Origin of the sequence: Peribacillus sp. FSL H8-0477 (assembly GCF_038002765.1) — a bacterium.
In the GTDB taxonomy this organism is placed as follows: Bacteria; Bacillota; Bacilli; order Bacillales; family DSM-1321; genus Peribacillus.
Window position 1 is genome coordinate 579,715 of sequence record NZ_JBBODE010000001.1, and the last position, 12,754, is coordinate 592,468.

General features: G+C 40.0%; 9 protein-coding genes. 1 reads left to right on the top strand and 8 read right to left on the bottom strand.

All coding sequences use genetic code 11. The annotated features are described in order from the left end of the window. Positions 1-29 precede the first annotated feature (29 nt). Together MHI18_RS03070 and zupT are read right to left on the bottom strand one after the other, a co-directional pair. Complete coding sequence (locus tag MHI18_RS03070) at positions 30-2,150, bottom strand: ATP-dependent Clp protease ATP-binding subunit (RefSeq protein ID WP_340845950.1); 2,121 nt, start codon at positions 2,148-2,150, stop codon at positions 30-32. Between the two features lie 199 nt (positions 2,151-2,349). Next, positions 2,350-3,153 carry a zinc transporter ZupT gene (gene zupT / locus MHI18_RS03075; RefSeq protein ID WP_340845951.1) on the bottom strand — a complete coding sequence of 268 codons (804 nt, stop codon included), beginning with the start codon at positions 3,151-3,153 and terminating at the stop codon, positions 2,350-2,352. Positions 3,154-3,503: 350 nt separating this feature from the next. Between zupT and MHI18_RS03080 the strand changes: the two genes are divergently transcribed. Then, entirely contained in the window at positions 3,504-4,676 is a 1,173-nt protein-coding gene (locus MHI18_RS03080; RefSeq protein WP_340847553.1) for an MFS transporter, read from the top strand. Between the two features lie 45 nt (positions 4,677-4,721). Here the strand turns inward: MHI18_RS03080 and uvsE are convergent, their stop codons facing one another. The 6 genes from uvsE to MHI18_RS03110 all read right to left on the bottom strand — a co-directional run bounded on the left by uvsE (position 4,722) and on the right by MHI18_RS03110 (position 12,709). Then, positions 4,722-5,693: a UV DNA damage repair endonuclease UvsE gene (gene uvsE / locus MHI18_RS03085; RefSeq protein WP_340845952.1), complete on the bottom strand. Its 972-nt coding sequence runs from the start codon at positions 5,691-5,693 to the stop codon at positions 4,722-4,724. Between the two features lie 258 nt (positions 5,694-5,951). Further along, positions 5,952-6,965, bottom strand: a complete 1,014-nt coding sequence (locus tag MHI18_RS03090; protein WP_340845953.1) for a serine hydrolase domain-containing protein — start codon at positions 6,963-6,965, stop codon at positions 5,952-5,954. A 104-nt stretch (positions 6,966-7,069) separates the two neighbouring features. Then, positions 7,070-7,498, bottom strand: coding sequence for a ferritin-like domain-containing protein (locus MHI18_RS03095; protein WP_340845954.1), 429 nt, complete (start codon positions 7,496-7,498; stop codon positions 7,070-7,072). Positions 7,499-7,759: 261 nt separating this feature from the next. After that, the gene (pulA, locus tag MHI18_RS03100; RefSeq protein WP_340845955.1) at positions 7,760-10,663 is read right to left on the bottom strand and encodes a type I pullulanase; all 2,904 of its coding nucleotides are present in this window, start codon (positions 10,661-10,663) and stop codon (positions 7,760-7,762) included. 251 nt (positions 10,664-10,914) lie between these two features. Continuing rightward, entirely contained in the window at positions 10,915-11,934 is a 1,020-nt protein-coding gene (locus MHI18_RS03105; protein ID WP_340845956.1) for a Gfo/Idh/MocA family protein, read from the bottom strand. A gap of 10 nt (positions 11,935-11,944) precedes the next feature. Next, positions 11,945-12,709, bottom strand: a complete 765-nt coding sequence (locus MHI18_RS03110) for a sugar phosphate isomerase/epimerase family protein (protein WP_340845957.1) — start codon at positions 12,707-12,709, stop codon at positions 11,945-11,947. Between the last annotated feature and the right edge of the window lie 45 nt (positions 12,710-12,754).

Below are 12,754 nucleotides of genomic sequence, written 5' to 3' on the forward strand. Positions count from 1 at the left end.
CAAGTATTGATCTTGGCAGGAGGCTCATTTTATTGTGCTGCTGTTATTTTGACTTGGTTTTCTTCAACTAAGGTCGTAAAATGTTTAACGTCAGGTTGTTCAAAAATATAATCGGCAATTCCATCTTCAAGCTGTTCTTGTATGATCCTGCGAAGTGGTCTTGCACCAAATTCCGGATGATATCCTAATTCTGCGATTTTTTCTTTCGCTTCGGTTGTTACGTCTAGTTTTAATTCTTGAGAATTCAACGTTTCTTCTAATTCAATCAACATTAAATCGACAATTTGAACAAGATGCTTTTTATCTAAGGCTTTAAATTCAATAATGCTGTCGAATCTGTTTAAGAATTCAGGTTTGAAGAAACTTCCTAACGATTGGAGAATCGTAGCTTCTTCCACTGCACTGCTTGCTCCAAAGCCCATGACCTTCGGTTTATCCGTTGCCCCAGCATTACTTGTCATAATAATGACCGTATCTTTAAAATTAACCGTACGTCCTTGGCTGTCTGTCAAACGTCCATCCTCTAACACCTGCAAGAACATGTGCATGACATCTGGATGCGCTTTTTCAATCTCATCCAGCAAGATAATACTGTAGGGATTGCGTCGTACTTTTTCCGTCAGCTGACCTGCTTCTTCATGTCCAATATATCCAGGCGGAGAGCCAATCAGTTTCGCTGCACTATGTTTTTCCATATATTCGCTCATATCAAGACGAATCATAGCATTTTTGTCTCCAAATAGCTCCTCTGCTAACGTTTTAGAAAGCTCCGTTTTCCCAACACCTGTAGGACCAACGAACAAGAAGGATCCAATTGGGCGATTCTTAGATTTTAAGCCAGCCCGGCTTCTGCGCACTGCCTTAGCTACCTTCTTGACAGCCTCTTCCTGACCAATTACCTTTTTCATTAATTCTTCCTGCAGATGAACCATTCGTTTCTGTTCATCTTCTTGAAGCTTCCCAACTGGAATACCTGTTTTTTGTTCAATTATTTTTTGAATATCTGAAACGCTCACGCTCGGTGTGGCCGCTTGAGTTCCATCCTTAAGGATGTTTTCTAATTTTTCTTCTTCATCGCGTAAAACAGCTGCTTGTTCGTAGTTTTCTTCTTTTAATGCGCGTTCTTTTTCTTTATAGATTTCCGTAAGGCGATTCTTAACATCCTCCTCTTGACCTGTTTCAATCGTCAGATTCAGCTTAGCTCCTGCCTCATCAAGTAAATCAATCGCTTTATCTGGTAAATGTCGATCTTGAATGTAGCGATGTGACAATTCAACGGCTGCTTTCAGCACATCATCACTATAGGTTACAGAATGATATGCCTCATAATGCGGCTTCAATCCTTCTAAGATAGTCAACGCCTCTTCCGGTGTTGGCTCATCAACTTGAATAGGCTGGAAACGGCGTTCGAGCGCGCCATCTTTTTCAATCTTACGGTATTCAGAAAGCGTTGTGGCACCAATTAATTGTAATTCACCACGAGCTAATGCAGGTTTTAGTATATTCCCGGCATCCATCGATCCTTCTGCAGAACCCGCACCAACAATTTGATGAATTTCATCAATAAACAAGATTACATTTTTTCTTTCCTGTAGTTCTGCAATCAGCTGTTTCATTCGTTCCTCGAATTGACCTCGAATACCGGTATTTGATACAAGCGAAGCCACATCAAGCATATAGACCGTTTTTGTACGTAGTTTCATTGGAACTTTGCCTTCTGTAATCTTCAAAGCTAAACCTTCCGCTATGGCTGTCTTACCGACCCCAGGCTCACCAATTAACACGGGATTATTTTTATTTCGACGATTCAGAATCTCAATGACACGTGTTACCTCTTCATCACGGCCAATTACCGGATCAATTAACCCAGCTTTCGCTGCGTCTGTAAGGTTTCGGCCAAATTGTTCAAGCAGACCGCCGCTTTTCCCTTGTTCCTTACTTTCTTGCTTTTGTTCATTATGATTAAATGGATTTCCCCCGAATGCTTCAAATGGTGTTTGCCCATTGTTAAAGCTGTTCATGGCTGCCCCTAGTTTTGTACGTTCCTCTTTATAACAACCGGAGCACAAGTTCACTTCATATCTGTGCCCTTGAACGGCCATTCGAACTTGAAAATTCGCTTGATTTTCTTGACACTTTTCACAATACATACATGTACTCCTCCTTGATTTCGTTGTAATGTTTGACTATCTTTGACTATAGTATACTCTGACCTTCTTTGACTTTCAAGTATCATGCTTACATTTTAAAACTAACTATCTATTAATTGGGTATGATACTTAATTCCCTTCTCTAAAGCAAATGAAACGAACCGAAAGCCTGAGGCTTTCGGTTCGTTTCATTTGTTCGTCAGATAAACAGTAGTAAACTTACAGCCATTACAGCCATTCCTGCAATTAAACCATATATCGAGAGATGACTTTCATCATATTTCTTTGCAGCTGGTAATAACTCATCAAGCGAGATAAAGACCATGATTCCTGCAACACCTGCAAAAATAATACCAAACATTACATCATTCAAAAACGGCATTAAGAATAAATAAGCTACGATTGCCCCGACAGGTTCTGCTAAACCTGATAAAAAGGAAAGTTTAAATGCTTTTTTCTTATCACCCGTCGCAAAATAAATGGGAACCGAAACCGCGATTCCTTCTGGTATATTATGAATTGCCACAGCAACTGCAATTGCAAAACCAAGTCCCGGATCTTGGATAGCAGAAGTAAATGTCGCGATTCCTTCTGGAAAATTATGAATGGCAATTGCTAGGGCCGTGAAGGTCCCCATTTTTAATAGAGCAGCATCCTTTGCAGCAGGCTGATCCATATCTTCTACTTTTTTGACTTCATGCGGATTTCCAGCTTTTGGAATGAATTTATCAATCAAGGCAATGACCAGCATCCCACCAAAGAATCCAGCAACAGTCAGCCAATTTCCAGCAACGTTACCCATTGCTGCAACCAATGCATCCTTGGCTTTAACGAAAATTTCAATCATTGAAATATAAATCATAACCCCTGCAGAGAACCCGAGTGCTATGGATAAAAACTTCGTATTCGTAGTCTTTGTAAAAAAGGCAAGTAGGCTGCCGATACCTGTAGCAAGACCTGCCATTAAGGTTAGACCAAAAGCCATTAATATTTCTGATGACATCCTAAATTCTCCCCTTTTTCTTTTCATTACATTTCACGCACACTAAAATGTTTCCTTAATGAAACATTTTACCTTATAGGCAACTCTTACGTCAACGATTAACGCACTTCACTCTTATTCTCCATTTTAGAAACCTCTTCAGCTGGGTTTTTTGCTTTTACAGCCTATGCATGTAACTATTTAATGGTGTTTATGTATTAGTAAATTCATTTAACCCTAATTCCTATCAACATTTATATGTTTCATTTTTAAAAAAGATTTTGTATACTACTATTTAGGAATCCGAAATACATGTAAAGAAAGAAGTGTCATTTATCTATTCATCAATAGCAAAGCGTAACTTACTTATTATGTGGTTTGCCAACTTCTTCATAAACGGCAGTACCACCATGGTACTTCCGTTTATCTCGTTATATATAGGTACATTTGGAGATTACAGTGATCAATATATCCAGCAATGGTCAGGCTGGACATTTGCGGTTACCTTCGTCGTCGCCTTTTTTGTTTCTCCTATTTGGGGCAGAATCGGCGATAAGATCGGCCGTAAAAAAATCCTCTTATTCTGTGCATTTGGTATGGCCATTTCCATTTTCTTAATGGGCTATGTTACATCTGTCTGGCAGTTATTTGTTTTACGACTGTTTATGGGGATCTTTACCGGATTCGTCTCAATTTCACAGGCCTTTATCTCGACACAAACACCCAAAGAAATTGCAGGGCGCGTTCTCGGAACATTGCAAACTGGCAGCATTACAGGCACCCTGGTCGGTCCATTACTCGGCGGCGTTTTAGTTGATTCTTTAGGTTACTCCACTACCTTTAGGTGGACGTCCATTTCGATTTTCATATGTACGGCACTTGTACTGTTTACAAAGGAATTTCAGATGGAAGTAAAAGCTGGAACGAAAACAAATTATTCAAGTAAGGAAGTTATCTCTCATATTGTTCATAATCCTGTATTATTAACCGTATTGTTGATTTCCATGCTTGTTCAAATTGCTCATTTCAGCGTTCAGCCCATTCTTTCCTTATATGTTGGAGAACTTCATGGTCCTGAAAACCTCGGATTATTTGCGGGGATTGCCTTTTCTGTTGCAGGGGTGGGTAATCTCTTCATGTCGCGAAAATGGGGGGAGATTGGAGATGCACACGGACATATTAAGGTGCTCCTAGCCCTGCTTTTCTTTGCAGGTATTGCCTATATCCCTGGTGCGTTTGTGACAAGCTTCTGGCAGCTCGTTATTGTTCGTTTCACACTAGGAATTGCTATTGGCGGCATCATCCCTGTCAGAATTGCCTTCATCCGTCAGGAGGCACCGATTGCCATGCAAGGTGAGGTTCTTGGTTACAGCACGAGTTTACGCTTCCTTGGCAACGTCATCGGACCTATAATGGGCGGCATGATTGCAGGATTCTATGGAATCTCAGCAGTCTTTATCTCGACGAGTGCGTTGCTGATTATTGCTGGTCTATTCCTTTATGCATCGTTACACCGACATCCAGAGGTCATTAAAGATTATTAATGAAGGAAAGCTGTTGAGGAAGTACTCAACAGCTTTTTTCTATGGCTATTTAATTAAAAAACTTGCGCCATCAATGATTTCAATTTCCGGGTACTGTTTCAAATCATCCATAAGTTGAAACAGTGCCTCATCCTTTTGTTTCGCTTCAATCATACAATCAAGATGCGGAAGACTCCCCTTCATCCCATTTAAAAAATCGAGGAACATCTTACTGTCAATATAATCAGAGTGTGCACGGTACTCTTCATCTGAACGCGGGCTTGATATATGCATCTTAGGAGGAAGACTGGAATGCTGCCATGTTCCAATTACCCGCTCCCACTCCTCTTCCCAAGAAGGCATTGCTGGATGATTAGCAAGATGGTGGTGATAATCAAATACTTGCGGTATCCCTAGTTTTTCACATAAATAAAGGGTATCTGCCAGTCCAAAGGTTTTATCATCATTTTCTAAGATAATCATCTGCTGTAATGAAACTGAAATCAGCCCCCAATTATGGATAAACTGCTCCAGCGCTTTCTCCTTATCCTGATATCCTCCTCCAACATGAAGAACACATCGATGTTCCGGATTGATCTTCATCCCCTTTAATAGTTGTTGATGAATCCTAAGGGTTTTAACGGAATTAGTTAGAATATCTACCTGTGATCCATTTAAAAGCACAAAATGATCTGGATGAAAATCAACTCTCATTTTCGGATGTTTAGTCAGAAATTCAGCGATTTGTCCGAGCACATCACTAAGCGGCTTTAAAAACTTCCATTCCGGAAGATCTGGATGATTCGCTAATGGAATGAGCTTAGAACTTAAACGAAAAAAGGCAATATCATGAACAGCACAATGCCTTAAAATCCGTAGACAATTTTCAAGGTTAGAAGCAGCAATTCTCTCTAGTTTACGAATGGCCGCTTCCCGGTCTTTAATTTTCGAAAACTGAGCAAATGTCATCGTCTGCGATGGCGATGCATTCTTCAGAGACATACTCATCGCAACAAAACCTAACCGAACTACTGTCAAGATAACACCCCATCTCTCTTTACACTTTAGTATGCTCATTTCTTAGCAGTTTTAAAGCTTGAATAGAGTTGTAGTTCAGTTAATGAGGATAAACTCCCCTTCGTTATGTATGTGTATAGATCGCTCATTTAGAATCTAATCTAAATCCTTCGAATAAACGCCCTCCAAATGGCTCTAAAATTTCATCTGCTATTTTAATAATTTTAAATTTATTTCCATTCCTATAAAAATCATTAAAACGCAATGTTCCAAAACAGATTATAACGACAACAGTTTTTCAATTTCACAAGTGATTCCGTAGGGTCCCTTTTCTTTATTCGAAGGAATCACGAGTTTGACCTGACTGTTCGGATAAACGGAAGAATGGAAGCTCCCACCGGGATCATATCCCATTAGATGATACTTAAAAATCTCTCCCTCACGCTTAGTTATCCAGATACCATATCCATAATACTCTTCATCTTTCTCACAGACATAGGGTGTTAAAAGTGCATTCGTCATGCTTTCATTAAGAAGCTTATGGGCAAATAATGAATCCCATAACTTCATCATATCTTGAGCCGTAATAAAGGCTCCTCCGTCCGATCCACCTTTAATTGGCAGCGAATAGATATTGGTCGTCCACGTACCGTTCTCCTTATCCATATAACCTATCGCCGTATGTGCAGGCAGCTGATCTAATTCGAAATAGCCAGATTCCATCATATTTGCTGTTCTAAACACATTTTTTTCAATATATTCCGTAAATTCTACCCCTGTCTGTTGTTCAATGACTAAGCCTAGGATAATAAATCCCGCGTTATTATAGGAAAATTTTTCACCAGGTTGGAAATTCATGTGCTGACTTTGAAAAAGCGGTAAAAAGTCATGCAGCCTTTTAATGGTATACATTGGAACCGCCTTCCAAAGATCTGCAAAATCGTCCATGACCGCTTCATCAAAATAATCAGGAATTCCCGAAGAATGAGTTAATAGGTGATGTATCGTTATTTCCGAATCAAAATGGGGAAAATCTATGTCTAGACAATCACTAACTTTTGTATCAAATGATAGTATTCCTTTTTCAACGAGCTGACAAATGGCTATCGCAGTAAACAGCTTACATCCTGAAGCAATCCCAAAACGAGTATCGAGTGTATTGCTTAGGTTATTTGAACGATCAGCTTGTCCAAATGCTTTTTCTACGAGAATTTGATTCCTCTCTTTTAACAATACGACCCCAGAGAATCCCGTTTTTTCTGCATGGATCGAAACCATTTGACCAATGTCCATTTCCTTCACTCCATCAACTATTTTATTCCATATTATAACATAAGCAGACTTGCAAAATAGACTAGCATATAGTGAATCTATCCTGCTAATCTATTTTTTTGACGCTATTTATTTTTCGTATAAAAGTATAGAAACCAGACTGCGTGATTTTGCTCATCTGCTGCTGCATCGCGAAATACCTTTTTAATCATCCGATTCTCTGTAGTCTGAGCTATATCTAAATAATCATCCACGGTTTCCTGTTCATCAATAATAGATGCTTCTAATCCCGCTAAGTATTTGGTCGGGCAGAAGCCAATAATCTGCGGAGTGGGTTTCATGCCTGTAAGTGCTTCGTAAATACCGGTAAAAGCATTAAAATGCTTAATTTCATCCTGACGAATCTCTAGGATTTGATTTCTTTCCTTTACACCTTTAGCCATTCCTGCCAGCCGTTCATAGCATTGAATCGCGCTGTATTCACCATTAATTGCTTTTTCAAGGTCCTTAATTAATTCCTGCTCCCTGTTGTAGGCAGGATCCTGATAATACATACGAAGATCTCCCTTCCATTACTACTGACAGGATAGCCTATGTTGGGAACATCCTTCATGTACCTACTATTTTAGTTGAGTTGTTTTGATTTTCAGTCCAACTGCTTGTAATAAGCATCTACGATCGGATAAATATCCGGGTTTGACTTAATAAGTATCACCAATTTTACTAAGTGTTTTTCGTTATCAACAATTGTTATCGCATACAGCCATCTAAAAAAACCTTGAAGGGCAAACTGCCCCTCAAGGTTTACAACTTTATTACTTATTCCCAACCAAGACATAACTGCTCAATGCTGGTACAGTAACTTGGGTTGTTTTTATTTTTCCAAGCTCTTTCGTTCCAGCTTTTTGACCATTAACAAGGATTGACCACGTGCCTTTTTTCGGCAGCGTAATTTTCACATCTTTATTATTGGCATTATGGATGACGATGAGCTGTTTCTTAGCTTGTGCCTTCTCTGGATTCGTTACCCGATAGGCGATCACATTTTTAGGTGCATCAAAGAACTGTACATTCTTTTCTATTTCCTTTGCTGTTGCTAAACGGAACCCGGAGTACTGTTTACGGAGCTTTATCAGTCCCTTCATATACTCCACTTCTTTCGTAAATTCTGCTCTTCTCTTCCAATCTAACTGGTTAACTGCATCAGGAGATTTGTAGCTGTTATGGTCTCCCCCTTTCGTCCGCATAAATTCTTGTCCCGCATGGATAAAGTTAATACCTTGTGAGGTCAATGAAATGGACGAAGCAAGCTTATGCATTTGCTTTCGTTTTGTTAATGAATCTTTAGGATTAGTCAGTGCTAATTTATCCCAGAGTGTATGATTATCATGTGCTTCAACATAGGTGACTACCTGCTGCGGGTCTTTATAGGTTGCTAGACTGTTATCGTAGTTGATTCCGCCGGCAATGCCCTTTTTGATGATGTCTTCCATTCCTTGCTTTCCGTTGACAAAGCCCGTATCTAACTCATTAAAGACACTGCCTTTCAACCCATCGCGAATGCTGTCATTAAAGTGAGCGATTCTTGGCATTTGTTCAGCATTTTTTTGATTCGCCTTACGATTTGCGGCAAGCGGCGTATTTAGATCCCAGCCCTCCCCAATAACCATAATACTTGGATCAATCTTATCTAAAGCTCTACGGACATCGTTCATAGTTTGAACATCATGGATTCCCATTAAATCGAAACGGAAACCGTCTAGATGATACTCCTTAGCCCAATAACTTACTGAGTCAACAATGAACTTACGCATCATTTTCCGCTCAGAGGCCGTATCATTTCCGACACCGGAACCATTTGCAAGTGTTCCATCTTCGTTATAGCGGAAATAATAGCCAGGGACGAGTTGATTAAAATTTGATTCATTTACCGCGTACATATGGTTATAAACCACGTCCATCACGACCCGTAAATCCTGATTATGAACAGCTTGAATCATTTGTTTCATCTCGTTGATTCGAACCTTTGGTTTATAGGGATCAGTGGAGTAAGAACCTTCTGGTGCATTAAAGTTCTTTGGATCATACCCCCAATTATATTGCGGCTCATTCAGTTTTGTTTCATCAACGGTTCGATAGTCATACATCGGTAAGAACTGAACATGTGTGACACCCAGATCCTTAATATGATTCAGCCCTGTTTTCACACCCTTTGGACCCGTTGTCTTACTTTCTGCCACACCTAGGTATTTTCCTTTTTGTTTAATTCCACTTTCAGCTTGAATCGAGAGATCACGAATATGCAGTTCATAAAAAATGGCATCCTCTGCTTTGGCAGATTTCGGTTTTTTATTATTCCACTTTTTCGGATTCGTGCTCGATAAATCGGTCACAACTCCTTTATCCCCATTAACAGTAACCGCCCGAACATACGGGTCCACTGCCTCATTCCATTTATCTCCGATTTTTACCTTATACGTATAGATCAATCCATCTTGGTTTCCTTTAAGTTCCGTACTCCAAACGCCTTTGTCTCCTCGTTTCATGATTATTTCCTTACCTTCTGAGTCATTCCACGACTTATAAGTGACCAGTTTTGCTTCAGCTGCAGTCGGAGCCCAAAGTTTAAAAGTCGTTTTCTTTTTTTGATAAATGTTCCCTAACGTTCCAGTATAAGCGTATAGTTTATCGAAAGCTTCCGTTCGAATAGCTGCACCCATATCCACTGAAGCCGTTCCAAACAATTTCTTGGTAACTTGATAATTCTTAGATAAATCCAGATTTTTCGTTGTTACAATCCGGACTTTATTCGTTACATTTTCTTTGCCGGCATATGGAAGTACTTCTTTGATGTCTGCCCCATTTAGGGTGATTCCCGCATTGGTTTCTTCATCTAATGAGAAAGGGAAATTAGTTTCTAAGGTGATTTCGTTCAATTTATCAATCGTTGATTTGACAATTTTAGGTGAGCGGTCAATTTGAGCAGGATCATAAAACACTCGTTCAACTCCTTGTGTCAGCCAGATTTCTGCACTACCATCTTCTTTAAATTTTGTTATAAAGCGCTCATTAAATTCTTTATTCGCCCAATCGTTCCCATCCTTGCTTTGCCTCATAATAAATCCAGCTTTTTTAATTCCCTCAAGATCGGTTAATTCTACTTCAGCTACCTTCCCGAACTCATCCTCTTCCTTAAACTGAACGGCCTGTCCATCTTTTCCATCCGGCCACATCCACAAATTCCAGCCATCATATTGTTTGTCATAGCGGAAGTAATGAATCTTAATTTTCACTTTTTCATATGCTGGGAAATCTCGATACTCCCCGTCTGGCGGCTCTGAATAAGTCATTTCATCACCTGACTTTACCCATACTTCGCCTTCACCATTTTGAACATCCAGCCAGCGGTCATTCTCTCCATCTTTTTCCCATGACTCCGTACGAATAATGAATCCGACTTTCTTCGTATCAACAGGGAGTTCAATCTCAGCCGTTTTCCCAAACGCATCCTTTCCAGTAAACGAATATGCCTTTCCTTCCCCGCCTTCAGGCCAAACCCATAGACTCCAGTCCTTTGTATTTCCCTTCTCTTCTTGATAATGAATCGTGATTTTCGTCGTACTGCTGGCTTCTGCAATCGGTTGCACAAATGAAACGAGTAAAATAGAAACCAACAACGATACCACGGTCACCCAACTAATTACTTTTCTTTTAAACAAACTCTCTCCTCCTTCTTGGAAAATACTACATATTAATTATAGTATTTTTTGTAAGCGTTTGCATAATACTTTTCATATTTAAGCCATTTGAACTATGAATACCGGAGATGTTCTATTCCCGTCTGAAGTCGTCGTATTCCCGTCAGGAACATGGTTATTCCCGTCTAAGATAGGCATAATCCCGTCTGGCGTTAACTATATACCCCTATAGGTATTGACCTGTTCAAAAAAAGACCAGCACGAATGCTGATCTACTGTATGGAGACGATTTGTCTGGTTTCCTGTGATTCTATCGCTGCAAGGATGATTTCTAGGGATTTCATGCCTTCCTCACCAGGAATAGGGGGTTCTGAATTCTCTAGTATACTTGTAATAAAGTAGTCAATAATACTTGAGTTGCTTTGCCCGCCTTCTTCATTGGTTTGGATTTTCTCAAGTTGATGGTTAATGATGGTTCCATCCCGATACTCTTCAATGAGTGAATAGACTGGGTCCGCTTCTAATCGGAGGGTTCCATTTTCTCCATAAATAATGGTGGAATTATCTCCTCCAGTCACATAAGCCCAACTGGCGGTAAGCGTCCCTATTATTCCGCTCTCTGTCCGTAGAATACATACGGCATTATCATCAACTTCTGTATTTTGTTTGGCATTCGTTTCAATAAAAGCTCCTACCTCTGAAAATTCTCCCAGTAAGTACCGCATTAAGTCCGCTTTATGAACACCGAGATCGCCCATTGCCCCGATAAATGCCCGTTCTTTGTCGAAGAACCAACTTTCAGCTCCATCAATGCTCCACTCTTCAGGTCCTGGGTGTCCGAACGTCGTGGAGAAACTGTATAGTTTCCCAAGCTTTCCACTCTCGATAATTTCTTTCGCCTTTTGGTGGGAAGCAACAAACCGTTGATTATGAGCAATCATGAGTTTTTTTTCATTTAGCTTTCCTGCAGCAATCATGGCTTCTGCTTCATCCTTTGAGGTAGCCATTGGTTTTTCACATAAAACATGTTTGCCTGCGTTTAACGCAGCAATCGTTACTGAAGCATGAAGATAGTTTGGCAGACAGATACTGATCACATCAATCTCTTTATTCGCTAATACGTCCCGATAATCCGTATATGCTTTAGCACCATAGAGCTTCGCCATTTCTTCCGCGCGTTCTTCGACAATGTCGCACACGGCTGTAATCTCTACTTCTTTGTTATTATCGTATTCTAGTAAATGACGAACTCTTGCAATCGTTCCACATCCAAGTACTCCAACTTTAAGCATATGCGGTTCTCTATCCTTTCTTTAGTAAGAGTGGTTTTAAGTAATTTATACTGATTTCAATACTTTCAAATGGTGTGAGGCGGCTCATATCCTGCTCAATAATCCACCACTGAACCCCTGCGTCTTTTCCTTTTTCAAGTACAGCGTCTAAATCTACCCCGCCAGTTCCTAATTCAGCAAAAAATTGTTCTTCATCTTTGGTCATATCTTTCAAATGAACTAAAGGGGTTCTATTTGTGCAGCGTTCCATCCATTCGACTGGTTTTTCTCCGGCTTTTTCCAGCCAATAAATGTCCAATTCTGCTTTGACGTTTTCTTCTTTGGTATCTTCATAGATGGCTTGAAGCGCCTGTCTTCCATCATTCATGCGCTCAAGTTCAAAATCATGATGATGATAACAAAGAGTTAATCCTTCTTCTCGGCAAATCGTCCCCGCTTCGTCTAAAAATCGGATCAGCTTCTGATAATCTTCTTCCTTTCTTTGTTCAGGCATTAGGTATGGGCAGACAATATAGCCGCTTCCGAGTATCTTCTGATTCTCTATAACTTGCTCTAAATTGGATTCTAACTCTATTAGAGGGACATGGCTGGCTGCCGCTTGAAGCCCCAGTTCATCCAGTAATTCCTTTAAGTCTTTTACATCCCATCCTTCATATCCAGCAAACTCTACGCCATCAAATCCCAGCTCTGCCACTTTTCTTAACGTTCCAGCAAAATCTTTTTGACTTTCTTCCCGTAATGTATACATTTGGACAGCTACTTGAGTTGTTTTCATTTTATCTCCACCTCCATACTTTCATAATTAAATTAGAACCACCCC

Excerpts from the sequence above, each read along its gene's own strand:
- MHI18_RS03070 (WP_340845950.1), bottom strand. The coding sequence starts at position 2,150 with ATGTATTGTGAAAAGTGTCAAGAAAATCAAGCGAATTTTCAAGTTCGA.
- zupT (WP_340845951.1), bottom strand. The coding sequence starts at position 3,153 with ATGTCATCAGAAATATTAATGGCTTTTGGTCTAACCTTAATGGCAGGT.
- MHI18_RS03080 (WP_340847553.1), top strand. The coding sequence starts at position 3,504 with ATGTGGTTTGCCAACTTCTTCATAAACGGCAGTACCACCATGGTACTT.
- MHI18_RS03095 (WP_340845954.1), bottom strand. The coding sequence starts at position 7,498 with ATGTATTATCAGGATCCTGCCTACAACAGGGAGCAGGAATTAATTAAG.
- MHI18_RS03105 (WP_340845956.1), bottom strand. The coding sequence starts at position 11,934 with ATGCTTAAAGTTGGAGTACTTGGATGTGGAACGATTGCAAGAGTTCGT.
- MHI18_RS03090 (WP_340845953.1), bottom strand. The coding sequence starts at position 6,965 with ATGGACATTGGTCAAATGGTTTCGATCCATGCAGAAAAAACGGGATTC.
- MHI18_RS03110 (WP_340845957.1), bottom strand. The coding sequence starts at position 12,709 with ATGAAAACAACTCAAGTAGCTGTCCAAATGTATACATTACGGGAAGAA.